The sequence below is a fragment of the Pseudoxanthomonas sp. Root65 genome (assembly GCF_001427635.1).
In the GTDB taxonomy this organism is placed as follows: domain Bacteria; phylum Pseudomonadota; class Gammaproteobacteria; order Xanthomonadales; family Xanthomonadaceae; genus Pseudoxanthomonas_A.
The window spans coordinates 167,364-189,444 of record NZ_LMHA01000002.1 but is presented as its reverse complement, the minus strand read 5'-3'; the positions used below and the strand labels follow the sequence as shown (position 1 = coordinate 189,444).

Below are 22,081 nucleotides of genomic sequence, written 5' to 3'. Positions count from 1 at the left end.
ACCCGGGGATGGCAGCGGAACCCGACTCGCATCCCTATACCTTCGGTCTGGAAGAGGAATATTTCCTCGTGCGGCGCAACGGCCGGCGCCTGCGGCACATGCCGCGTCGTTTCTTCGATGCCTGCCGCGCCGCGCTGGGCGAACGCTTCGGCAGCGAGATGCTGCAGACCCAGGTGGAAGTACAGACCGCGGTGCACGACGACCCGCGCGCTGCCGAGCATGACCTGCTCACCCTGCGGCGCACGATAGGCGGCATCGCCCGCGCGCATGGCCTGGACATCCTGTCGGCAGGAACGCATCCCTCTGCGCCGTGGCGGGGCCAGCGCAGCACCGACAAACCGCATTACGACCAGGTGATGGACGAGCTGCAGATGCTCGGCCACCGCAATCTGCTGTGCGGCCTGCATGTGCATGTGCAGCCGGCCGATCCGGCGCAGCGCGTGCACTTGATGGCGCGGATGCAGCCGTTCCTGCCGCTGCTGCTGGCCCTTAGCACCTCGTCGCCGTTCTGGATGGGACAGGCGACCGGCCTGATGGGCTATCGGCAGACGGCGTACCAGGAAATTCCCCGCACCGGGCTTCCGCCGCTGTTCCGCGGCCAGGACGAATACGACGACTACGTGCGGCGCATGATCGATGCGCGCGCCATCCGCGATGCCAGCTTCCTGTGGTGGGCATTGCGCCCTTCCCTCGCCTTCCCGACGCTGGAACTGCGCGTGACCGACGCCTGCACGGATCCACGCGACGCGCTTGCGATCGCGCAGCTGTTCCGCTGCGTGGTGCGGTACCTCGAGCGCACGCCGCGCCTGCATGCCGCGCTGGATGCGGGGGCGCAGGCGGTGATCGAGGAGAACCTGTGGCGGGCGCAGCGGCACGGCTTCGACGCCGGCCTGATCGACATCGGCAGTGGCGATCTTGTCTCCGTGCGCGAGATGCTGGAAAGCACGCTGGAGATCATTGCGGCCGACGTGGCGGCGCTGGACTGCGCCCGCCAGATCGACCATGCGTGGCGCATCCTGGACGGCGGCACCAGTGCGCACGGGCAGCAGCGGCATTACCAGCAACGCAGGCTCGCCGGCGACACGCACGGCGAAGCGCTGGTGCATGTCGTGCGATGGCTGGCGGCGGCGAGCGTACCGGACTGACGCAGGCTCAGCGCGCGACCGTCTTCTGCTGCGACACCACGAACACGCCGGCCATCACCAGCACGGTGCCGGCCACCTGCCACGGCCCCATCGGTTCCCCGAGCAGCAGCAGGCTCAGCACGATGGTCGACACCGGCCCGATCATGCCGACCTGTGCCGCCAGCGCGGAGCCGATACGCGCCACCGCCATCATCACCGCAAGCACCGGCAGCACCGTGCACAGCGTGCCGTTGACCAGCGACAGCGCGTAGACCTCCCACGGCAGCACCATCGCCTGCATCGGCCGCAGCACGACGAACTGCAGCAGGCACAGCACGCTGGCCACGCTGCTGGCGTAGGCCGTCAGCCGCACCGCGCCGACGCGCGCCACCAGTTCGCCACTGCCGACGAGGTACAGCGCGTAGGCGAGCGCGCTGCCGAACACCAGCAGGCCACCCAGCAGGATGCTGGAACCGCCGGCCTGCAGATCGTGCCCGAAGGCCAGCGCCACGCCCGCATAGCTGACCAGCAGCGCCAACACCTGCCGCCGCGAGATGCGCTTGCCCAGCGCGAGCCAGCCGATCAGCGCCACCAGCGTCGGGGTGAGATAGAGGATCAGCCGCTCCAGCGTGGCGGTGATGTAGGCCAGCCCGGCGAAGTCGAGGAAGCTGGCCAGGTAGTAGCCGAGGAAGCCCAGCAGCCCGATCTTCAGGCGGTCGGCGCGCGACAGCGGCGCACTCCGGCGCGCTGCCCACACGCCCATCACCAGGAAGAACGGGAACGCCACCAGCATGCGCAAGGCCAGCAGCGTGACCGCATCGGCGCCGTAGCGATACCCCAGTTTGACGATGATCGCCTTGCCCGAGAACGCGATGGCGCCCAAGGCCGCGAGCAGCAAGCCGGAGCGGCTGACCGCCTGCAGGCCGGGACGCGCAGGCGGTGCGTCCATCGCTTCGGCCGGCGCCACGTCCAGCGGCTGCGCCAGTTCGTCCTCCGCCCTCGGCCGGGTCATGGCGACCGGCTCACGCCAGCGTGCATGCCAGCAGGCGACGGATCAGCGCCTGCGTACGCGCCGCACGCTCGGGCAGGTAGGCGAAGCTGTCTTCGTCCATGTAGGTGAGCTGCGCCAGTTCGAGCTGCACGGTCTGGATGCCGCGGGCGACGTCGGCGTAGTGACGGGTGATGTAACCGCCACGGAAACGTCCGTTGACCACGTAGCTGTAGTCCGACTGCGAGGCCAGCGCGGCTTCCAGCGCCTGTTGCAGCGCGGGCACGCAGCTCGCGCCGCCGGCCGTGCCCAGATTGAAGTCCGGCAGGCGGCCGTCGAACAGGAACGGCACCACGCTGCGGATCGAGTGGCCTTCCCACAGTACGGCACGGCCATGCGCGGCGTGGATGCGTGCCAGTTCCTGCTGCAGCGCCTGGTGGTAGGGGCGCCAGTAGGTATCGACCCGCGCGGCGATCTCGTCCGGCGTGGGCTGCTGGTCCGGCAGGTACACCGGATCGCCAGTGAAGCGCACGGTGGGGCACAGGCCGGTGGTGTTCTGGCCGGGATAGAGGGACACGTCATCGTCCGGCCGGTTAAGGTCGACGACGTAGCGCGAATACGACGGCACGATGATCGATGCACCCAGCGTGCGCGCGAACGCATAGAGGTCGGCCACATGCCAGTCGGTATCCGGCACCCGGCGTGCCTCCGGCGTCAGGCGTGCGGCGATGTCGTCGGGAAGCGCCGTGCCGTTGTGCGGCAGGCTGATGAACAGCGGCGCGGTACCGCGATGCAGGGTGTAGGTGTCCATGCCGCCATTGTATCGCCGCCTCCCGCGGGCCCGGCTCAGCGCATCAGCACGACTTCCTCGGCACTGGTGGGATGGAGGGCGACGGTGTCGTGCAGGTCGGCCAGGGTGATGCCCTTCTTCAACGCCACCGCGAAACCCTGCAGCATCTCGTCCGCGCCCTCGCCCAGCAGGTGCAGGCCGACGACGCGCTTGTCCTCGCCCACGCAGACCAGCTTGAACAGGCTGCGTTGCGGCGAATCGGCCAGCGCGTGCAGCATCGGCCGGAAGCGCGTGGTCAGCACCGTCACCGCGTCGCCATGCAGCGCGCGCGCCTCGGCCTCGGTCAGGCCCACCTGCCCCACCGGCGGGTGCGAGAACACCACGGTCGGGATCTGCGCATAGTCCATCCGCGCATCGGGCTGGCCGCCGAACAGCCGGTCCATGAGCCGCCGCGCCGCCGCGATGGCGACCGGCGTCAGCGCCGCCTGGCCAGTGACGTCGCCTACCGCATGGATCCCGGCGATGTTGGTGTCCTGCCGCCCATCCACCTGCACGAAGCCGCGCGCATCGAGGGCAACCCCCGTCGCTTCCAGGCCCATGTCGCGTGTCGACGCACGACGTCCGGTAGCGAAGATCACCGTGTCGAAGCGCGCGGTGTGCGTGCCGTCTTCGGCCAGCACCACCACCCCCTCGTCGGACGCGCGTTCGAGGGCCGCCACGGCGTGCCCGAAATGCAGGCGCACGCCATGCTGGCGCATGTCCGCAGCCAGTTCGTCGGTGATCTGCGTGTCGAAGCCGTCCAGCAGGCGCTGCCCGCGGACGAACACGTCCACCTGGCTGCCCAACGCCTGCAGCACGCCGGCCAGTTCCACGGCTACGTAACCGCCGCCGACGATCGCCACGCGCGCCGGCGCGGCGCACAGGCTGAAGAAATCGTCCGACACCTTGCCCAGATCGGCACCCGGGATGTCGGGACGCACCGGATGGCCGCCAGTGGCGATCAGCACGTGCTTCGCACCGAGTTGCACGCCATCGGCATTGACCACGGTGTTCGCATCCAGAAGACGGCCATGGCAGGGCATCAGCACCACGCCGCTCTCGTCCAGCCGCCTCATGTAGCTGGCGTGGATCCCGGCGATGTAGCGCTGGCGATGCACGATGAATTCCTTCCAGTCCAACGTCGGCGGTGAGGTGTCGAAGCCGAGCGTCGACGCCATGGCGATCCGTTGCGACAGATCGGCGGCCAGCCACATCGCCTTCTTCGGCACGCAGCCGACATTGACGCAGGTACCACCCAGTTCCTTCGGTTCCAGCAGCGCGACCCTGGCGCCGTACGAAGCCGCGCGGAAGGCGCCGGCCAGGCCGCCCGATCCGCCGCCGATCACGATCAGGTCGAAGGCTTGCGGTTTCATGCGAATCGCTCCGGTCGGTAAGGGGTGGGATCGAAGGCCGGCGTGCGGCCGGTCATCAGGTCGGCCATCAACTGGCCGGTGGCGCTGCTCATGCTGATGCCGAGCATGCCGTGGCCGGCCGCCAGCCAGACATGCTCATGGCGTGGTGCGCGTCCGAGCAGCGGCAGGTCGTCCCAGGTCATCGGCCGCCAGCCGCACCAGCGCTCGTGGACCTCGGCTCCCATGGGTTCGCGCAGGAATTGGCGCGCGCCTCGCTCAAGCGCCGACAACCGCGTTTCATTGAGCGTGTCGTCATGGCCGGAGAACTCCATCGTGCTGCCCAAGCGGAAGCCGCTGTCCCAGACCGTCACGCACACGGAACGGTCCTTCAGCACCATCGGACGGCGCGGCACGAGGGCAGGACGCGAATAGGTGATCGAGTAACCCTTGCCCGGCTGGATCGGCGCCTTCAGTCCCAGCGTGCGAGCGAACGCCGGTGTCCACGCGCCCAGGGCGATCACCGCCTCGCGCCCTTCGCGCGCGCCCTGCGATGTCGTCAACCGCACGCCGGTCGTCGTGGTATCCAGCCGGTCCACGCGGCACTGCTCCTCGATCTGGCCACCACGTTCGCGCACCACGCGCGCCAGTTCGGCCACGTAACGATCCGGACGCAGGCGCGCATCGCCGGGGAAGCGGATCGCGCCGGTCACGCCGGGCAGCATGGCGGGCTCGTCGCGCTCGTACGCGGCGCCGTCGAACACCTCCGTGGCGATACCGAACTCCGCCAGCATCGCCGCCTCGTCCACGTACTGCTGGAACTTGCGCGGATCGCGGAACACGTAGTCGAGCCCTTCTTCCTCGAACTCGCAGGCCAGGCCATATCGCCCCACCCAGTCCGCAAGCCGCGGGCGTGCATCGTTGAGCAGCGCCGACCGCGCCTGCGTGCTTGTTCGCCAGTCGCGCGCATTGCAGCGCGCGGCGAACCGCAGCAGCCAGTGCCACAGGGCGGGATCGACGCGAGGCTTGAGGTACAGCGGCGCATCCGGCGTGAACATCCAGCGCAGCGCCTGCGCCACCACACCCGGCGCTGCCAGCGGTGGTGCGTGGCTCGGCGTGATGGTGCCGCAGTTGCCGTGCGAGGCACCGCCACCGACCGACCCGGCGTCCATCACCCGCACGCCGCGGCCGGCGTCCAGCAACGCCAGCGCGGTCGCCAGTCCGATGGCGCCGCCGCCGAGGATGAGGACGTCGTCGTGGGGGGATTTCACCGCGACATTCTAGCCAGTCGGCGTCATCCCGCCCGGAGCCGCAGCGGCTGCGGCTTCAGGTAGGTCAGCGAGCGCCACAGCCACTCCATCGGACCGAAGCGGAATCGCGACAGCCACAGGTGGCTCAGCAGCACCTGAATGCCGAACAGCACCACCGCGAACAGCGGCTGCCAGGCACGCGGCAGCTGTTCGAAATAGCCCAGCCCGTAGCCGTAGAAGATCCACGTGCAGACCAGCGACTGCATCAGGTAGTTGGTCAACGCCATGCGTCCGGCCGGCGCCAGCCAGCCCAGCGGCCGCTGCCAGGCCGGAGAACCCAGCGCACGCATCACCCAGGCCGCGTAGCCCAGGCACATCAGCAGGTTGGCCATCATCTGCAGGGTGAACGCCGACGACACGCGCAGGTTGAAGGTGGCGAAATCCATCGTCGGCGCCAGCGCCACCGAGCCCAGCATGGCCAGCAGGCCGAGCGGCAGTGCGACCCAGCGCAGGGCGGCGTACAGCCGCGGGAAATCGCGCGGCCGCGCAATCGCCCCGCTGCGCACGAACCAGGCGCCGATCAGGAACATGCCGAACACGATGAAACCGAACATGGTGATGTTGCTGAGCGCCATGCCGGTGCTCTTCAGCCGCTGCCAGGTGGCTTCGGCATAGGTGCCGCTGCCGTAGGCGGTCCGCTCGCTGTCGATCAGCGTCTGCATCTGCACGCCGATCTGCGCCATGGCCTTGTCCCAGCCTTCGGTGCCGGCCAGCAGCGAGCCCATGGCTCCCATCAGCAGCATGAAGCCGATCGGCATCACGTACGCGGCCAGCCCCAGCCAGACGAACCAGCGGGTCGGCAACGGTCGGAATGCGAGCAGCAGGAACGAGCACAGCGCATACATCATCAGCACGTCGCCGGCCCAGATGAAGAGCGCATGGATCACGCCGAAGGCCAGCAGTACCAGCCCGCGCCGCCAGTACACGCCGGCGAACGGCCGGTTGGCCTGCTCGGCGCGTTGCGACATCACCGCGAAGCCCATGCCGAACAGCAGCGAGAACAGCGTGTAGAACTTGCCCTGCACCAGCACGTAGACCAGCAGGTCGACGGTGCGGTCGATGCCCGTGAGCCGGGGATCCAGCCCGGTACCCGACGCCATCACCGGCCCCACGAACCCTTCCAGGTTCATCAGCAGGATGCCCAGCAGCGCGAAGCCGCGCAGCACGTCCATGGCCTCGACGCGCTCGGCCGCCGCGATCGGTGCCAGGCTCCCCGTGTTCGTCGCCGTCATTCCCTTCCCCTGATGTGGTCCCCGCGATTAGAGCATGCGCGGCACCCCATGCTGCCTGCCAAAAGAAACGGCCCGCTTGCGCGGGCCGTCCGGATCACGCGATGACGCGCGACTCAGTGGTGGTGGCCACCGTCGCCGTGCACGTGACCGTGCTCGATTTCTTCCGCGCTGGCTTCACGCACTTCCACAATCTCGACGTCGAAGTGCAGGTCCTTGCCGGCCATCGGATGGTTGAGGTCCACGTCCACCACGCTCATGCCGACCTTCTGGATGGTCACGGCGCGCGGGCCGAAGTTGGTCTGCAGCACCACCTGCTGGCCCGACACCAAGCGCTGGTTGCCGAAGTGCTTCTTGGGCACGCGCTGGCTCAGGCCGTCGCGACGCTCGCCGTAGGCATCGGCCGCCGCCACGTCCACACCGAAGCTCTCGCCGGCCTCGCGGTCCTGCATGGCGTTTTCCAGCCCCGGGATGATGTTGCCGTGGCCGATCAGGATCGCCAGCGGCTCACGGTCCTTCGAGCTTTCGATCGGCTCCTGGCCGGCTTCGGACACGGTGTAGTGGAAACGGACGACGCTGTCTTTTGCGATTTTCATGCGGGACTCTGGGCGGGGCCTGCCGACGGGCAGGACGGGAGCGGCTTGTCGGCCGCAAGGGAATGCGGCGAAGATGCGCCGCGATGAAGGCCCGACATTATCCCGGCTTGCCCACGCCCGCGCCACTTCGGCCGCTGGCCAACGCCCTGCTCTGCGCGGGACTGCTGGTGCTGGCCGGCTGTGGCGGTTCCAAGCCCCAGGCCCGCAAGCCGTCGCCACCACCACCCGCGCAGCACACATGGCCGGTGGTGCAGGCCGATGATCCGGCCGCCGCCACGTCGGTGCTGATGCGCGCCATCGGCCTGGTCGGCACGCCCTACCGCTATGGCGGCAATACGCCGGAATCCGGCTTCGACTGCAGCGGCCTGGTGACCTACGTGTACCGGGACATGCTGGACCTGCGCCTGCCGCGCACCTCGCGGGAACTGGCGCAGGTGCAGGGACCTAAGATCGAGCCCCGCCGTCTGGCGCCCGCCGACCTGGTGTTCTTCGGCAAGAAGGGCAACGTCACCCATGTGGGCATCTACGTGGGCGAGGGGCGGTTCGTGCACGCCCCCAGCACGGGCGGGACGGTACGGCTCGACCATCTGGATGGCCCCTACTGGCGGGACCACTACAGCGGCGCGAAACGCGTCCTTCGTTAGGAATCGGTCAAGTCTGTGACGCGGAACGTTCACACTTAACGAATAAATAACGATTTATGAACCAAATCAGGCCGATCAGCCGGCATTATCGCCCCTGACTTGTTAAACCCTTCCCGCGCGTGACGACCGACGACGACCTGCCAACAGGCCAGCCTGCCGCCACCCTCCGCCTGCCGCGGCGGGTTTCCCACGTTTTCCTGAGCCTCGGCCTGTGCGCCCTGGCGTCCGTGGCGCAGGCACAGAGTGCCCCCGCCGACGTCGACGCGGCGTCAACATCGGCATCGCCGGATGTGGTGGCCAGCCCGGCCACGGCGGCCGCCAAACCCGTCATCACCAGCGTCAAGGAAAAGGCGGCCGAAGCCGCCACCGCCACCCTCTCCGCCCTGCTGCCGCGACTGGCTGCCAGCGACACGCTGCCCCTGGTCGATCGCTCCGCCATGGTCGCCGGCGACATCAGCAAGCTGCTGGCCGCCTACGACCTGAGTAAGGAAGGCGTGGTCGCCCAGGAACAGCAGGGTGGCAAGGTCAACATGGTGCTGCAGCGTGCGCTCGCGCTGATGGGCACGCCGTACCGCTGGGGCGGCACCTCGCCCGACAGCGGCTTCGACTGCAGCGGACTGGTCGGTTACGTCTTCCGCACCGCGCTGGGCATCGAACTGCCGCGCGTCTCCCGCGACATGGCCAGCAAGGCCGATGCCGAACTGGTCGCCGCCCGCGAGGAACTCCGCCAGGGCGATCTGGTGTTCTTCGGATTGAAGGGCCGGGTGAACCACGTGGGCATCTACGTGGGCGAAGGCCGCTTCCTGCATTCGCCCAGCCGCGGCAAGGACGTGCGCGTGGACAGCCTGCTCACCGGCTACTGGGCCAACCGCTACCTGAGCGGCCGCCGCGTCGCGATGTAACGCACGCCACCCGTGTCGAACACAAGCAGAAGGCCGCCTCGTGCGGCCTTTATGCTGTCCCGCCATCGCGGTGCGCCGCAACTTGCACTGGATACCGCCTAGCCGCCATCCTCCGGCGCATGCGCTGTTGAACGCGCACCACCTGTCCGTTGCGCCGAAGGGGAGTCGTACGCGATGCAGGCTTCACTGTTGACCAATCTGCTGCTGCCGTTGGCCCTGGGCATCATCATGCTGGGGCTGGGGCTGGGACTGACGCTCGACGATTTCCGTCGCGTCGCGCGCTATCCACGCGCGGTGTTGATCGGCCTGGCGCTGCAGACGCTGGTGCTGCCCTGGGTCGCGTTCGGCCTGGCGCTGGTCTTCGGCCTGCCTGCGGAACTGGCGGTGGGCCTGATGCTGCTGGCGGCCTCGCCTGGCGGCGCCACCGCCAACATCTACAGCCATCTCGCCCGCGGCGACGTGGCGCTGAACATCACGCTCACCGCGATCAACAGCCTGCTGTGCCTGCTGACGCTGCCGGTGATCCTCAACCTGTCACTGGAGTACTTCCTCGGCGCCGGCCAGTACGTCCCGCCGCCGACCAAGAAGGTGGTCGAGGTGGCCGCCATCATCCTGCTGCCGGTGGCCATCGGCATGCTGTTGCGGGCGAAGGCGCCCGGCTTCGCCGCGCGTGCGGAAAAGCCCATCCGTCTGCTCTCCGTGCTGGTGCTGGCGCTGCTGGTGGTCGCGGCGGTCGCGCAGGAATGGAAGACGCTGACCACCTACTTCGCCATCGTCGGCCTGGCCTGCCTGCTGTTCAACCTCGCCAGCATGGGCGCCGGCTATGCGGCGCCGCTGGCCTTGCGGCTGCCGAAGAAGCAGGCCATCGCCATCGCCATGGAGATCGGCATCCACAACGGCACGCTGGCGATCTTCATCGCGCTCAACGTGCTGCAGAACCCCACCATCTCGGTGCCGGCGGCGGTCTACAGCCTGCTGATGTTCATCACCGCGGCGGTGTTCGCCTGGTGGGTGTCGCGCGGCGCGCGCGACGCCACCGCCTAGGCCCTGGTGTCGGGCCCGCGCGCCACGTAGGCCATGCTGATGGACGCGGGCGCGGTATCGGTGAAGCCGAACTGCGCGTAGAGATGGCGGGCATCGCCGTCCGCAATCAGCATGACGTAGGCCGATTCGGGCGCATGGGCGCGCAGCCACGCATCCAGCGCCGCCATGATGCGCTTGCCCAGTCCTCGACCCTGATGATCGCGCCGGACGGCGATGTCCACGATGGCGAACACCGTGCCATTGTCGCCGATCACCCGGCCCATGCCGATCACCTCGGCGTCGCGCACCAGACTGACGCCGTACAGCGTGTTCGCAAGACCACGCGTCGCGGCGTCCTGCGACTTCGGCGACAAGCCTGTCTGCACGCGGAGCCGGCGATAGGTCGGCACATCGGGGAACGATTCGACCATTTCGACCGCCTCGACGCCGCTCATCGCGCGGGGGTCGCCTCGTCCGCGAGCCCGACATCGCTGGACGCGCGCTCGTAGATCTCCCGATCCAGCAGGCCGGTCTCCTTCGCCACCAGCACCGGCACCAGCATCTGGCCGGTGACATTGGTCATCGTGCGCATCATGTCGAGGATGCGGTCGATCGCGACCAGCAGGCCGATGCCTTCCAGCGGCAGGCCCGCCGCGCTCAGCACCAGCGTCACCATCACCGTCGCCGTTCCCGGCACGCCTGCCGTGCCGAAGCTGCCCAGCACCGACGCCAGCAGGATGACGAAGTACTGGTTCACCGACAGGTCCAGCCCGAAGTACTGCGCCACGAAGATCGACGTGAGCGCCGGATAGATCGCGCCGCAGCCGTCCATCTTGATGCTGGCGCCGAGCGGCACGGCGAACGCGGCGTAGTCCTTGTCCACGCCCAGGTTGTGGGTGACGCTGCGCAGCGCCACCGGCATGGATGCGAAACTGGAGGAACTGGCGAACGCCACCTGCATGCCCGGCGCGGCGCCGCGGAAGAACTTCCACGGGTTCAGGCCGTGCGCCAGCAGCAGGCTGCCGTACACCACCACGATATGCAGCGCGCACGCCACGTACAGCGCGCCGATGTAGCTGCCCAGCGGCAGCAGCTTCTCGAAGCCGTACGTGCCGACCAGGCTGCCGATCAGGCCGAACGTGCCGATCGGGGTCATTTCCAGCACGAAGCGCGTGACCTGCACCATGGTGTCGCTGGCCTCGCCGGCCAGCTTGCGCAGGCCGGCACTGCGCTCGCCCAGCTTGACCAGCGCGAACCCCACCAGGCCGGCGAAGAAGATGACCTGGAGGATCTTGCCCTCGGTCAGCGCCTTGAACGGGTTGGCCGGCACGATGTCCAGCAGCACCTGCACGGGCGTGGGCACCTCGCGCACCTGGTAGTCCGGCGCCATCATCAGGCCCGTCAGTCCCTTGCCGGGCTGCACGATCCAGCCCACCGACAGTCCGACGCACACTGCCAGCGCGGCGGTGATCGCGAACCACAGGAACGTGCGCCCGCCGAGCGCGGCGACCGACTTCTGCCCGTGCAGGCTGGACACGGCGTTGATCACCGCGAAGAACACCAGCGGTACCGCGATCATCTTGATCAGCGTGACGTACAGGTCGCCCAGCGGCTTGAGCCAGACGCCCGCGGCCGGCCCCATCAGCCAGCCCGCCAGCGCACCCAGCACGAAGCCGGCGACGACGCGCTGCCAGAACGGGATCTTCAACCAGGCCGAGACCAGCTTCATCCGGACGACTCACAGGAGTGGACGCGCCACCTTAGCCCAAGCCCTTGCATGCAGCGACCCTCCACACGGAATGCCGGGTGTCATGAACAGGACACTGGGGCGAGGGCATAATTGCGTGCTTGGTCCGCTCCCCGATCCTGATGACGTTGGCTTGCGCTTGGCGGTGCCAGGCGGGATGAGGTCGAGGCCCATTGTCGCGTCATCAACGAAGACCGCCATGCCACACGAGGACACCCGATGCGCCGGCTGCACCCGTTCCTGATTACCCTGCTGACCGCATCGCTGGCCGGTTGCGCCAGCACTTCGACCGCCCCTTCGGCCTCGCGTGCCACCGCATTCCACGTCGACGTTCCCTCGGTCGCCCATCCCCAGGGCGAAACCCCGCACTGGTGGTATCGGAACGGTGCGGCGAAAGCCGCCGCCCATGGCGCGATGCAGGGCAAGGCGAAGAACGTCATCGTCTTCCTCGGTGATGGCATGAGCCTGACCACGGTGGCCGCTGCGCGCATCTTCGAAGGCCAGCGCAAAGGCATGCCGGGCGAAGAGAACCTGTTGAGCTGGGAACACTTCCCGCACACTGCCTTCAGCAAGACCTACAACACCGATTCGCAGACGCCCGACTCCGCCGGCACCATGACCGCCATCGCCAGCGGCGTGAAGTCGCACATGGGCGCCATCGGCGTGGCCGCCGGCCACAAGGGCGAATGCACGCCCGACGGCAGCAAGGACCTGCTCAGTTGGCTGATGCTGGCCGACAGCGCCGGCCTGGCCACCGGCATCGTCACCACGGCGCGCATCACCCATGCCACGCCGGCGGCGACGTACGCGCACGTTTCGCATCGCGACTGGGAAAACGACACCGACCTGCCACCGGAGGCCACCGAGGCCGGCTGCAAGGACATCGCGCAGCAGTTGCTGGCCGCCGCGCGTTTCGGCCACGGGCCCACCGTGGCGCTCGGGGGCGGACGCGGCGAGTTCCTGCCGGTCGATATGCGCGATCCGGAAGAAGACGACAAGGTCGGCCAGCGCCTGGACGGCCGCAACCTCGTCGCCGAGTGGCAGCAGGCGCATCCGCAGGGCGCCTACGTCACGAACACGCAGCAGTTGCAGGCTGCCGCCGACGCGCCGCAGCTGCTGGGCCTGTTCGAATACGACCACATGCAGTTCGAACACGACCGCCGCAAGGACGCGCAAGGCGAACCGTCGCTGGCCGACCTGACGCGCACCGCCATCCGTACGCTGTCGCGCAAGCCGGAGGGCTTCGTGCTGCTGGTGGAGGGTGCGCGTATCGACCACGCCAACCACTACGGCAACGCCTATCGCGCGCTGGACGAGACCGTGGCGATGTCGGACGCCGTGCAGGCCGCCGTCGAGGCGACCTCGCGCGACGACACGCTGATCCTGGTCACGGCGGACCACTCGCACACGCTCAACTTCGTCGGCTACCCGGTGCGCGGCAATCCGATCCTCGGCAAGGTCCGCGGCCAGGGCGGCGAAGACGACACGCCGGGCGACCTCGCGCGCGACCAGAACGGACAGACCTTCACCACCCTGACCTATGCCAACGGCCCCGGTTACACCGGCGCCAGCAACCGCCAGCCCGCCGGCCCGAAACATTTCCTGCATGCGCCCAGCAGCGTCGAACCGTCGGAAGGCCGCCCCGACCTGAGCCAGGTGGACACCGAACATCCGGATTATCTGCAGGAAGCCCTGGTGCCGCTGAAATCAGAATCGCACGGCGGCGAAGACGTCGGCATCTGGGCCATCGGCCCCGGCAGCGACGCCTTCCGCGGCACGCTGGAGCAGAACGCCATCTACCACGTCATCGTGCAGGCCACCCCCAAGCTGCGCGCACGCTTGTGCGCCGCAGGCACGTGCGACGCGAACGGCGTCCCGGTGGAGTTGCCGAGGCCGGTGGATTTCGAGAAGAAGTGATCGCGCGGGGGTAATGCCCTCGCAGGAGCGGGCCATGCCCGCGATGCTTTTCCGACGATCCCAACCCAAAGCATCGCGCCCCTGAGGCGCTCCTACGGTCGTCGGACAGGCTGATTCGGAACGACTCGTCAGCACCGCACCCCATCCCGCGCAAACGGGATGGCCTCAGAACGGCTTAGCCAACACCAGCCATACCACCGCGATCAATGCGAACAGCGGCAGCTCGTTGAACCAGCGCAGCGCGGTTGGTGAAGGCAGTGATTTCCCTTTCGCCACCCCCTTCAGCCAGCGGCCGGCGACGATGTAGTGCGCCAGCATCAGCGCGACCAGCGTCAGCTTGGCGTGCAGCCAGCCACCGCTGATGCCGAAGTGGAACCACAGCACGCCGCCCAGGATCACCGCGATACCGAACATCGTGTGGCCGAAGCCGTACAGCCGGCGCCCCATCAACTGCAGGCGCGCCTGCACGTCGGCCTGCCCGGTCGTCTCGGCCAGGTTGACCAGGATGCGCGGCAGGTAGAACACCGTCGCCATCCAGGCGATGACGAAGACGAGATGGAAGGTCTTGACCCACAGGTAGAGGCTGGCTTTGTCCACGCTGGCCGGCTCCGTCGCTCGGAAGGATGAGGCGGGATTCTCCGCTACCGCCGTCAGGGCTGTCCAACACAGCGGGGGGCAGAAGGACCGTCGTTCCAGCGTAAGCTGGAACCCATCTTGATCCTGCTGTCGCTATGCGGGCCAGAAAGAGCAACAGCACAATGGATCCCAGCGGGCGCTGGGATGACGAGCGAAAGCCTTCTGCCTCACTCTCCCCTATCCCCGATTCTCGTGTGCCTCATGACCAAACACTACGACGCCGACTACTTCCAGCGCTGGTATCGCGACGGCGATATCGGCGGCGCACCACGCCTCGCGCGCAAGGTGGCGTTGGCCGTCGCGGTGGCCGAGTACCACCTGGAGCGGCCGATCCGCACGGTGCTGGACATCGGCTGCGGTGAAGGCGCCTGGCGCGCGCCGCTACTCAAGCTGCGGCCGAAGCTGCAGTACCTGGGCTTCGACAGCAGCGAGTACGCCATCCGGCGCTTCGGGCGCACGCGCAACCTGCACTACGGGCGCTTCGAGGATTTCCAGTACCTGCGCCCCTGCGAGCCGGTGGATCTGCTGGTGTGTTCGGACGTGCTGCATTACGTGCCGACGCGGGAGCTGAAACGCGGCCTGCCCGGACTGGCCGAACTGTGCGGCGGCGTGGCCTTCCTGGAGACCTTCGCCAAGGAGGACGACTTCGAGGGCGACCACGACGGTTTCCAGCCGCGCAGAGCGGCCTGGTACCGCCAGGCCTTCAACCGCGAGGGCTTCCAGTCCATCGGCAATCATTGCTGGCTGGGGCCGCGCCTGGCCGGCGATGTCGCGGTACTGGAGGCGGCGGATTATCGGCCGATAACCTGAACAGGCCGCGCGCGGCGGTACCGGCTTTACGGTATGCTGCGGCGCAGCACCGTGCACCAAAATCGGGATTCCGGACCGCCATGACCCTGTACCAACTGCATGAACTCGGACGCGCATGGATGGCGCCGCTGGCCTACATGGCCGAAGCGAACGCACGCATGTTTTCCGCACCGAGCAGTTGGTTGTCCAACGTGCCGGGCGCCGAGCGCATCGCCGCCGGCAACGAACTGATCCACCGCATCGGCAAGGATTACGAGAAGCCGGCGTGGGAGATCCACGAGGTCGAGGTCGAAGGCCGCACCGTTCCGGTCGTGGAGCAGGAGATCATCAAGAAGCCGTTCTGCCGGCTGCTGCGCTTCAAGCGCTACACCGACGACGCCGAGACGATCACCACGCTGAAGGACGATCCGGTGGTGCTGGTGGTGGCGCCGCTGTCCGGCCACCATGCCACCCTGCTGCGCGACACCGTGCGCACGCTGCTGCGCGACCACAAGGTCTACGTGACCGACTGGGTGGACGCACGCATGGTGCCCGCCTCGGAAGGCGCCTTCAGCCTGGACGACTATGTCGCGTACGTGGAGGACTTCATCCGCCACATCGGCGCCGAGAAGCTGCACGTGATCAGCGTCTGCCAACCGACCGTGCCGGTACTGGCGGCGGTGTCGCTGATGGCCGCGCGGGGCGAAGCCACGCCGCGATCGCTGGTCATGATGGGCGGGCCGATCGACGCGCGCAGCAGCCCCACCGAAGTGAACAGCCTGGCCACGCGCAATCCGCTGTCGTGGTTCGAGAACAACGTGATCCATACCGTGCCCTCGCCCTATCCGGGCGAAGGCCGCCGCGTGTATCCGGGCTTCCTGCAGCATGCCGGCTTCATCGCCATGAATCCCAGCCGCCACTTCATGTCGCACTGGGATTTCTACGCCGACCTGGTGAAGGGCGACCTGCAGGACGCCGAATCGCACCGCAAGTTCTACGACGAGTACAACGCGGTGCTCGACATGCCGGCCGAGTACTACCTGGACACCATCCGCACGGTGTTCCAGGAATTCCTGCTGCCGCGTGGCCAATGGAAGGTCAATGGCGAACTGGTCAAGCCGGCGGCCATCAAGAAGACCGCGCTGATGAGTATCGAGGGCGAACTGGACGACATCTCCGGTCAGGGCCAGACCGCCGCCGCGCACGAGCTGTGCACCGGCATCGCCAAGGCGCACCACCAGCACCTCACCGTCGAAGGCGCCGGCCACTACGGCATCTTCAGCGGCCGCCGCTGGCGCGAGAAGGTCTATCCGCAGGTCCGCGACTTCATCGCCAAGTACGCCGGCTGACGCATCGCATCCTGTAGGAGCGACGTCAGTCGCGAAGCTTTTTCAGGATTGCCGCCTCCTTGCAGAAAAAAGGCCGCCCGGAAGGGCGGCCTTTTCGTTCGCGACTGACGTCGCTCCCGCATCGGGTCTTCAGACCACCGGGGTGCGCACCAGCAGGTGTTTGGCCAGCCAGCCATGGAACAGGCCGATGAAGCGGGCCAGGTGCAGGGTGGCGAACAGCAGGAGCACGCCGATCACGGACATCAGCGGCAGCAGCCAGGGAGCGTCGTCGACGACGCTCCAGTCGCCGAAGCTGAGCACGTAGTCGAACGGCAGGAAGTACGCCACCGGTGCGGCGATCAGCCCCAGCGACAGCGCCAGCAGCGTGATGGCGACCGAGAAGTACAGGATGCCCAGCGGGTGCATCAGCAGCAGGTACAGCGTCGCTGTCCAGGTGCGCCCATCGGTGAACAGTTCCTTCAAGCGCGTCAGCCACGGCTTGTCGCGCTGGGTGTACAGCGGACGGCGCGGCATGCGTTCGCCGAGCAACACTTCGACCACGCGACCTTCGACCAGCGACAGCAGGCGCACCGACATCAGGAACAGCAGCAGCAGCGGAATGCCGATGATCAGGATCAGCAGGCCGAGCGACAGGCTGGCGCCGGTGACGACCCAGGTGAAGTAGAACGTGCCGGTGGCCAGCGACAGCAGCATGTAGAACAGCGCGCCGTAGGTGCGCGGATCGGCGGCCACGCCGAAGAACCGGCCCAACACGGACTTGCGCTTCGGCGGCACGGGCGGACGCAACGCCTTTGCGACGGTGACCTCGGTTTCGCGGTAGATGTCGGCGACTTCTTCCGGCGCGCCGTAGCTGCCGGCGACCGAGGCGATCACCTCGGCTTCCGAGCGGCCGGGGTTCTCGGCCAGCTCCGAGCGCAGGTATTCCTCGGCGTCGTAGACGGCGTCCTGCACCATGGCCTTGTCGGCACCGGCCAGGGCGGCGCGCAACTGGTCGAGGTATTCGGGAATGGTGGTGGGCAGGCGGCTGCCCGCAGCGGTGGTGGTGTTCATGCAGGAATCCCCTCAAGCACGGAATCGACGGAATCGCGGGTGGCGCGCCAGGCGGCGGCCCAGGACTGCAGGGTCTGGCGCCCTGGCTCGGTGATGCGGTAGTAGCGGCGCGGCGGGCCGGCAACCGAGGGCTCGACGAAGCTGTCCAGCAAGCCGCCGCCTTCGAGATTGCGCAGTACCGGGTAAAGCGCGCTCTGCTTGCCGCTGAGCACGCCGTCGCCGACGCGTTCGAGCTGCTTGGCGATCAGGTAGCCGTACAGAGGCTCACCGGCGCGGGCCAGGACCGCCAGCAAGGCCAGCGACACGGTGCCGGCGCTGAGCTCTTTCTGGAACTTCTTCAGATGGATGTCAGGTTCGTTCATCGTTCCCCCTCCGCGGGACCCCCGCTAGGTTGGAGACGATGCTATTGCGAACTTTGATATAGCGAATGTGCCAGTAGTCATCCCTGTCCTGCTGCGGCAGCGTGCCGGCAGGTCGAGCGGCAACGCGCCCTCAGGACGCGGTAAGGCGGCCGTCGCCGGGCGCGGCCGATGGCGAGCGCCTTCCCCAGGTGCGCGCCACCCACAGCAGCGCGGGCAGCGCGATGGCCCACGCCACCGCGAGCCAGGCCATTCCATGCCACGCCGGCGCGGCGAACTGCGCCGCCTCCCAGCCACGTGCGGCCGCGAGGTACGCCAGCGGCCCGCCGATGCCGCCCAGCAGCGCTCCCATCCACAGGCGCGACTGCAACGCGCGCATGGCGCTGTTGAGCGTGACCGCCAGCGAAGCCCATAGCGCCAGGATCCAAGGCGGCGCCACCAGATCGCCGAAAGAAGCGGCGCGATAGACCACCCAACCCTGCGCCGAAGCCACGCCGTCCACCACCAGGCCGCACAGGATGGCCAGTCCGACCAGGCGGATTTCATCCGTTCGTCGCGACGCCAGCCACAGTTGCGACAGGACGAACACCGCCGCCGCCAGCACGCCGGGCAAAGCGCGCCCCTGCCCGGCCGCGATGACGGCCACGAACCAGACCGCCTGGTTGCCGAGCACGTTGACCAGCGTTCGCCAACCACTGACGGGCGGCACCGCCTGCGAGGACGACGCACCGGAGGACGAGGTCCTCCGGTGCGCAGGATCGGCGTTGCAACTCAAGGCGCGGGCTCGTAGAAGTACGTATGCACGCGCGCGGTCCCGACCGGCAGGCCGGCCTGGAACGCCGACACGTTGAACACCGCGTTCAACGCCTCGGCGGCCTCGCCGTTGAGGGTGAGCTGCGCGTTGTCCAACTGCAGCGACCCGACGCGTGCATGCCGGCCGCGCACCACCGGCGCACCGACCAGGGTGATGTCGAACAGCGGCAACCGCCCGAGGACGCTGTCGTTGAGCTTCACCAATCCGGTGAGCACCGGTGCGGTGCCGGTGGTGTCGATGGTGTAACTGCTCAGGTTGACCTCGGTCGCACCCGCGCGCAGCGTCAGGCCACCGGCATGATCGACCTCGCCCTTCAGGCTGCCCAGGTCCAGTTCGCCGCCCGGAATGGGAAACGTCGCGCTGGCACCGCGCAGGCGGGCCGGATAAGACGCCTTCACCGACACGCCCAGCGATGTCAGGGCTCCGGTGAGGTCGGGGGACAGCTGCACACGGGTATCGCCGCCGAGGGTGTTGACCGTGGGTGCGGCGGACGCGGCCAACGGCAGCAGGCCGACGGCGAGGATGAAGCCGGAAAGTCGAAGCGTTTTCATGGTGTCTGTTCCTGTGAGGTAAGTGCCCAGGGGAAGAACCTTCAACACGGGACGCGCGGGACCTGTAACGCATTAGTCCCGCGGCGCGTGCGGCACGGGACGACAGGGCCTACGCCGGGCGATCGACCCTGGATGCAGCACCACGCAGTTGCCGCGCCGCCGGCCGATGGACGGCCGCGTGCGCATACAGCCGTGTGCACGCGACGTGAGCGAGATGGAGCGGCGAAGACCTGGCGACGCCGGAATGCGGCGCGGCTACTTGACCCGCCTCTTCTCGAGCTTGCGCGCCAGTGTGCGCCGGTGCAGTCCGAGCCGTCGGGCGGCCTCGGAGATGTTGAAGTCGCTGGCCGCCAGCGCTTCGTGGATGTGCTCCCACTCCAGCGTCTTGATCGACGTGGTGCGCGCGGTCAGTTCCACGTCGGCATCGCCGGCGGCGCGCTGGAAGGCGGCTTCGATGTCATCGGTGTTCGACGGCTTGGCCAAATAATGGCGCGCCCCCAGCTTGATGGCCTCCACGGCGGTGGCGATGCTGGCGTAACCGGTGAGCACGATGATGACCATCTCCGGATCGGCGTCGTGCAGGTGCTTCACGCTGGATAGGCCGGAGGCACCGCCTGCGAGTTTCAGGTCGACCACCGCATGAGTCGGCGCGAACGCCTCCAGCAAGGCCGGCATGCCGTCCTCGCCGGCGAGATGGCGCACCTGGTAGCCGCGACGCTCGAACGAGCGCACCAGCGTGCGCGCGAAGGCCGCATCGTCCTCGACGATCAGCAAACGGCGCTCACTCTTGGTCGTCATCACCGTCCTCCTCGATCGCGATCGCCGCCAGCGGCAGCGTCAGCGTCACCATCGCGCCGCCCTGGGGCCGGTTCCTCGCCTGCAACCGCCCGCCCAGCGTGCGCGCCACGTTGACCGACAGGAACAGGCCCAGGCCACCGCCCGGCCGCCCCTTGCTGCTGTTGTACGGCGTGCCGAGCCGCTGCAGGATGCCGGGCTCGAAGCCGGGACCGGCGTCGGACACCTCCACCACCACCGTGTCATCAACGCAGCGCACGTCCATGGCCACCCAGTCCGGCGAAGCTTCCAGCGCGTTGTCCAGCACGTTGAACACCATCTGCCGCAGACCGGCATCGCTGACGATACGGGGATCGAAGCCGCTCTGGTTGCGGTAATCGAAGCGCGTTGGGTTGCGCGCGTGTTCCCATTCATGCGCCAGTTCGTCGAACAGGGCGTGCAGCGTGGTCTCGGTGGGCGCCTCGGCGCGCGTTTCGCCCGCCGACATCAGGATGTTGGTGACGATGGACTTGCAGCGCGCCACCTGCGCCTGCATTTCCAGCACGTCGTTGTGCAGTTCGCCATCGGAGGCCATGGTGGGCAAGTGCTGCCAGTCGCCCAGGATCACCGACAGCGTGGACAGCGGCGTGCCCAGTTCATGCGCGGCGCCCGACGCCAGCAGGCCCATGCGCACGATGTGCTCCTCCTCGACCGCCCGCTGGCGCAGCTCGGCCAGGCGCGCGTCGCGTTCGCGCAGGATGCCGTCGATGCGGGTGATGAACACCACCAGCAGGCCGGCGATCAGCAGGAAGCACACCAGCAGTCCCTGCACGTAGTGATCGGCCAGACCGCGTGCCGGCTCCACCGCCAGCTTCAACGGCGCCGGCACCGCGGCCAGTCCGACTACGCACAGCGCCGCCGCCGCCGCGATCACCCAGCTGCCCGGCGAGCGCAGCAGCACGGTGCCGATCACCACCTGCAGCAGGAACAGGAACACGAAGGGATTGCCGATGCCGCCGGACAGGTACAGCTGGATCGTCAGCGACGCCACGTCCACCAGCAGGCCGACCAGCAAGGCCGCAGGCGAGACCTGCGCATGGCGCCGGCACCAGGCCAGGCTGGCCAGGTTGAACAGCACCAGTGCGGCGAGCACGGCGAACATCGGCGTCAGCGGCAGGGCGATGCCGATTCCGTACTGCACCACCAGGATCGTCGCCACCTGCCCGACCACCGCGATCCAGCGCAGCTGGATCAGCTGCTGCAGGTTGCGCACGCCGGCACGGTCGTGCGAGCCATCCAGGCGCGAGGCGGCGCGGTCGGTGTCGTCGGCAGGATCAGCCTGGCGGAAGTACATTCTGGTCCGAGGGGCGGCCGGGGCGCCGATCATGGCGCAATCGACGCTCCGACGCGACCAGCAGCCCGCCACCCACCAGCGTCAGCAACGCCATGCCGAACCAGGTCAGCGCATAGGACAGGTGCGGGTCGCGGAACGTCACCACCGTCATGCCGCCGCGCGGCCACTCGCGCACGGCCGGATCGCGGTCGGCATCGACGAAGAACGGCGCGACGCGTTCCGCAGGCAGGCCCTGCCTCCCTGCGATCGCGGGCACATCGCGCGAATACCAGCGATCCTGTTGCGGCGCATTGCGGCGCAGGAAACCGCCTTCGGGTTCGCTCATGCGCAGCAGGCCTTCCACCACCACCCGGCCTTCCGGCGCAGGCACCGCGGCACCGCCGGCCGGCACGAAGCCGCGGTTCACCAGCACGTAGTCGCCGGCCTCGGTTAGCAGCGGTTGCAGCAGCCAGAAGCCGCCACCGAGTTCGGTGACCGCCTGCGTGCGCGTAGCGCCGTCCGGCAGGAAACGGCCGGTCACCGACACGCGACGGTAGCTGTCGTCCGCCTCATTGATGGCGGGCCATTGGGTGCGCGACGGCACCGGCATGGCCGCCGCATGGATGCGCGCATCGACGCGCGCGATCAGGTCGTGCTTCCACGCCATCCGCTGCACCTGCCAAACCCCGAGGGCGATGAACCCGCAGAAGGCGACCACCAGCAAACCGGCGAACGCGACCCGCCACCGCCTTCGCGGCGCAGATGGCG

General features: G+C 68.2%; 23 protein-coding genes. 7 read left to right on the top strand and 16 right to left on the bottom strand.

All coding sequences use genetic code 11. From position 1 onward, the window contains the following. Positions 1 to 8 precede the first annotated feature (8 nt). Positions 9 to 1,145, top strand: coding sequence for a carboxylate-amine ligase (locus ASD77_RS11330; protein ID WP_055941586.1), 1,137 nt, complete (start codon positions 9 to 11; stop codon positions 1,143 to 1,145). A 7-nt stretch (positions 1,146 to 1,152) separates the two neighbouring features. Here the strand turns inward: ASD77_RS11330 and ASD77_RS11325 are convergent, their stop codons facing one another. From ASD77_RS11325 to ASD77_RS11300, 6 genes are all read right to left on the bottom strand, one after another. Then, on the bottom strand, positions 1,153 to 2,073 hold the full coding sequence (locus ASD77_RS11325; RefSeq protein WP_055943343.1) for a DMT family transporter: 921 nt from the start codon (positions 2,071 to 2,073) through the stop codon (positions 1,153 to 1,155). Between the two features lie 73 nt (positions 2,074 to 2,146). Further along, positions 2,147 to 2,923 carry an N-formylglutamate deformylase gene (gene hutG, locus ASD77_RS11320; RefSeq protein ID WP_055941584.1) on the bottom strand — a complete coding sequence of 259 codons (777 nt, stop codon included), beginning with the start codon at positions 2,921 to 2,923 and terminating at the stop codon, positions 2,147 to 2,149. 35 nt (positions 2,924 to 2,958) lie between these two features. Further along, positions 2,959 to 4,314 (bottom strand): glutathione-disulfide reductase, encoded by a 1,356-nt coding sequence (gorA, locus tag ASD77_RS11315; protein ID WP_055941582.1) that lies wholly within the window; start codon positions 4,312 to 4,314, stop codon positions 2,959 to 2,961. Continuing rightward, positions 4,311 to 5,561: an FAD-dependent oxidoreductase gene (locus tag ASD77_RS11310; RefSeq protein WP_055941580.1), complete on the bottom strand. Its 1,251-nt coding sequence runs from the start codon at positions 5,559 to 5,561 to the stop codon at positions 4,311 to 4,313. The genes gorA and ASD77_RS11310 overlap by 4 nt, the downstream gene beginning before the upstream one ends. Before the next feature lie 23 nt (positions 5,562 to 5,584). Beyond that, positions 5,585 to 6,832 carry a DUF418 domain-containing protein gene (locus ASD77_RS11305; protein WP_055941579.1) on the bottom strand — a complete coding sequence of 416 codons (1,248 nt, stop codon included), beginning with the start codon at positions 6,830 to 6,832 and terminating at the stop codon, positions 5,585 to 5,587. A gap of 113 nt (positions 6,833 to 6,945) precedes the next feature. Beyond that, positions 6,946 to 7,425 carry a peptidylprolyl isomerase gene (locus ASD77_RS11300; RefSeq protein ID WP_055941577.1) on the bottom strand — a complete coding sequence of 160 codons (480 nt, stop codon included), beginning with the start codon at positions 7,423 to 7,425 and terminating at the stop codon, positions 6,946 to 6,948. 83 nt (positions 7,426 to 7,508) lie between these two features. Here ASD77_RS11300 and ASD77_RS11295 point away from each other — a divergent pair, with 83 nt between their 5' ends. From ASD77_RS11295 to ASD77_RS11285, 3 genes are all read left to right on the top strand, one after another. Then, a complete protein-coding gene (locus ASD77_RS11295) occupies positions 7,509 to 8,069 on the top strand; it encodes a C40 family peptidase (protein ID WP_055941576.1) in 561 nt (186 codons plus the stop codon). Between the two features lie 290 nt (positions 8,070 to 8,359). Then, positions 8,360 to 8,971, top strand: a complete 612-nt coding sequence (locus tag ASD77_RS11290; RefSeq protein ID WP_235578550.1) for a C40 family peptidase — start codon at positions 8,360 to 8,362, stop codon at positions 8,969 to 8,971. 189 nt (positions 8,972 to 9,160) lie between these two features. After that, the gene (locus tag ASD77_RS11285; protein WP_200947392.1) at positions 9,161 to 10,015 is read left to right on the top strand and encodes a bile acid:sodium symporter family protein; all 855 of its coding nucleotides are present in this window, start codon (positions 9,161 to 9,163) and stop codon (positions 10,013 to 10,015) included. Here ASD77_RS11285 and ASD77_RS11280 read toward each other — a convergent pair. Both ASD77_RS11280 and ASD77_RS11275 read right to left on the bottom strand, forming a co-directional pair. Beyond that, the gene (locus tag ASD77_RS11280) at positions 10,012 to 10,449 is read right to left on the bottom strand and encodes a GNAT family N-acetyltransferase (protein WP_055941571.1); all 438 of its coding nucleotides are present in this window, start codon (positions 10,447 to 10,449) and stop codon (positions 10,012 to 10,014) included. The genes ASD77_RS11285 and ASD77_RS11280 overlap by 4 nt on opposite strands. Beyond that, complete coding sequence (locus ASD77_RS11275) at positions 10,446 to 11,723, bottom strand: dicarboxylate/amino acid:cation symporter (RefSeq protein ID WP_055941568.1); 1,278 nt, start codon at positions 11,721 to 11,723, stop codon at positions 10,446 to 10,448. The genes ASD77_RS11280 and ASD77_RS11275 overlap by 4 nt, the downstream gene beginning before the upstream one ends. Before the next feature lie 237 nt (positions 11,724 to 11,960). Between ASD77_RS11275 and ASD77_RS11270 the strand changes: the two genes are divergently transcribed. Then, positions 11,961 to 13,658, top strand: a complete 1,698-nt coding sequence (locus tag ASD77_RS11270; protein ID WP_055941565.1) for an alkaline phosphatase — start codon at positions 11,961 to 11,963, stop codon at positions 13,656 to 13,658. Positions 13,659 to 13,823: 165 nt separating this feature from the next. On the opposite strand, the gene ASD77_RS11265 is transcribed toward ASD77_RS11270, so the two are convergent. After that, positions 13,824 to 14,255, bottom strand: coding sequence for a CopD family protein (locus ASD77_RS11265; RefSeq protein WP_082563263.1), 432 nt, complete (start codon positions 14,253 to 14,255; stop codon positions 13,824 to 13,826). Between the two features lie 240 nt (positions 14,256 to 14,495). Here ASD77_RS11265 and ASD77_RS11260 point away from each other — a divergent pair, with 240 nt between their 5' ends. Next, positions 14,496 to 15,104, top strand: coding sequence for a class I SAM-dependent methyltransferase (locus ASD77_RS11260; RefSeq protein ID WP_055941564.1), 609 nt, complete (start codon positions 14,496 to 14,498; stop codon positions 15,102 to 15,104). 80 nt (positions 15,105 to 15,184) lie between these two features. After that, on the top strand, positions 15,185 to 16,432 hold the full coding sequence (gene phaZ / locus ASD77_RS11255) for a polyhydroxyalkanoate depolymerase (protein ID WP_055941562.1): 1,248 nt from the start codon (positions 15,185 to 15,187) through the stop codon (positions 16,430 to 16,432). A 129-nt stretch (positions 16,433 to 16,561) separates the two neighbouring features. On the opposite strand, the gene ASD77_RS11250 is transcribed toward phaZ, so the two are convergent. The 7 genes from ASD77_RS11250 to ASD77_RS11220 form a co-directional block, all read right to left on the bottom strand. Further along, the gene (locus ASD77_RS11250; RefSeq protein WP_055941560.1) at positions 16,562 to 17,482 is read right to left on the bottom strand and encodes a sensor domain-containing protein; all 921 of its coding nucleotides are present in this window, start codon (positions 17,480 to 17,482) and stop codon (positions 16,562 to 16,564) included. Then, positions 17,479 to 17,844 (bottom strand): PadR family transcriptional regulator, encoded by a 366-nt coding sequence (locus ASD77_RS11245; RefSeq protein ID WP_055941558.1) that lies wholly within the window; start codon positions 17,842 to 17,844, stop codon positions 17,479 to 17,481. The genes ASD77_RS11250 and ASD77_RS11245 overlap by 4 nt, the downstream gene beginning before the upstream one ends. Positions 17,845 to 17,974: 130 nt before the next feature. Beyond that, the gene (locus tag ASD77_RS18500; protein ID WP_235578526.1) at positions 17,975 to 18,616 is read right to left on the bottom strand and encodes a DUF2878 domain-containing protein; all 642 of its coding nucleotides are present in this window, start codon (positions 18,614 to 18,616) and stop codon (positions 17,975 to 17,977) included. Continuing rightward, a complete protein-coding gene (locus ASD77_RS18495) occupies positions 18,613 to 19,206 on the bottom strand; it encodes a hypothetical protein (protein WP_055941557.1) in 594 nt (197 codons plus the stop codon). The genes ASD77_RS18500 and ASD77_RS18495 overlap by 4 nt, the downstream gene beginning before the upstream one ends. Positions 19,207 to 19,461: 255 nt before the next feature. Continuing rightward, a complete protein-coding gene (locus ASD77_RS11230; protein WP_055941555.1) occupies positions 19,462 to 20,004 on the bottom strand; it encodes a response regulator transcription factor in 543 nt (180 codons plus the stop codon). After that, the gene (locus ASD77_RS11225; RefSeq protein WP_082563262.1) at positions 19,988 to 21,334 is read right to left on the bottom strand and encodes an ATP-binding protein; all 1,347 of its coding nucleotides are present in this window, start codon (positions 21,332 to 21,334) and stop codon (positions 19,988 to 19,990) included. The genes ASD77_RS11230 and ASD77_RS11225 overlap by 17 nt, the downstream gene beginning before the upstream one ends. Beyond that, positions 21,315 to 22,031 (bottom strand): SURF1 family protein, encoded by a 717-nt coding sequence (locus tag ASD77_RS11220; protein WP_268793386.1) that lies wholly within the window; start codon positions 22,029 to 22,031, stop codon positions 21,315 to 21,317. The genes ASD77_RS11225 and ASD77_RS11220 overlap by 20 nt, the downstream gene beginning before the upstream one ends. Between the last annotated feature and the right edge of the window lie 50 nt (positions 22,032 to 22,081).

Bases quoted from the DNA above. Each gene is read 5' to 3' on its own strand.
- ASD77_RS11225 (WP_082563262.1), bottom strand. From the start codon at position 21,334: ATGTACTTCCGCCAGGCTGATCCTGCCGACGACACCGACCGCGCCGCC.
- ASD77_RS11325 (WP_055943343.1), bottom strand. From the start codon at position 2,073: ATGGACGCACCGCCTGCGCGTCCCGGCCTGCAGGCGGTCAGCCGCTCC.
- ASD77_RS18495 (WP_055941557.1), bottom strand. From the start codon at position 19,206: ATGAAAACGCTTCGACTTTCCGGCTTCATCCTCGCCGTCGGCCTGCTG.
- ASD77_RS11330 (WP_055941586.1), top strand. From the start codon at position 9: ATGGCAGCGGAACCCGACTCGCATCCCTATACCTTCGGTCTGGAAGAG.
- ASD77_RS11250 (WP_055941560.1), bottom strand. From the start codon at position 17,482: ATGAACACCACCACCGCTGCGGGCAGCCGCCTGCCCACCACCATTCCC.
- phaZ (WP_055941562.1), top strand. From the start codon at position 15,185: ATGACCCTGTACCAACTGCATGAACTCGGACGCGCATGGATGGCGCCG.
- ASD77_RS11260 (WP_055941564.1), top strand. From the start codon at position 14,496: ATGACCAAACACTACGACGCCGACTACTTCCAGCGCTGGTATCGCGAC.
- ASD77_RS11300 (WP_055941577.1), bottom strand. From the start codon at position 7,425: ATGAAAATCGCAAAAGACAGCGTCGTCCGTTTCCACTACACCGTGTCC.
- ASD77_RS11280 (WP_055941571.1), bottom strand. From the start codon at position 10,449: ATGAGCGGCGTCGAGGCGGTCGAAATGGTCGAATCGTTCCCCGATGTG.
- gorA (WP_055941582.1), bottom strand. From the start codon at position 4,314: ATGAAACCGCAAGCCTTCGACCTGATCGTGATCGGCGGCGGATCGGGC.
- ASD77_RS11270 (WP_055941565.1), top strand. From the start codon at position 11,961: ATGCGCCGGCTGCACCCGTTCCTGATTACCCTGCTGACCGCATCGCTG.
- ASD77_RS11245 (WP_055941558.1), bottom strand. From the start codon at position 17,844: ATGAACGAACCTGACATCCATCTGAAGAAGTTCCAGAAAGAGCTCAGC.
- ASD77_RS11230 (WP_055941555.1), bottom strand. From the start codon at position 20,004: ATGACGACCAAGAGTGAGCGCCGTTTGCTGATCGTCGAGGACGATGCG.
- ASD77_RS11295 (WP_055941576.1), top strand. From the start codon at position 7,509: ATGAAGGCCCGACATTATCCCGGCTTGCCCACGCCCGCGCCACTTCGG.
- ASD77_RS11305 (WP_055941579.1), bottom strand. From the start codon at position 6,832: ATGACGGCGACGAACACGGGGAGCCTGGCACCGATCGCGGCGGCCGAG.
- ASD77_RS11275 (WP_055941568.1), bottom strand. From the start codon at position 11,723: ATGAAGCTGGTCTCGGCCTGGTTGAAGATCCCGTTCTGGCAGCGCGTC.
- hutG (WP_055941584.1), bottom strand. From the start codon at position 2,923: ATGGACACCTACACCCTGCATCGCGGTACCGCGCCGCTGTTCATCAGC.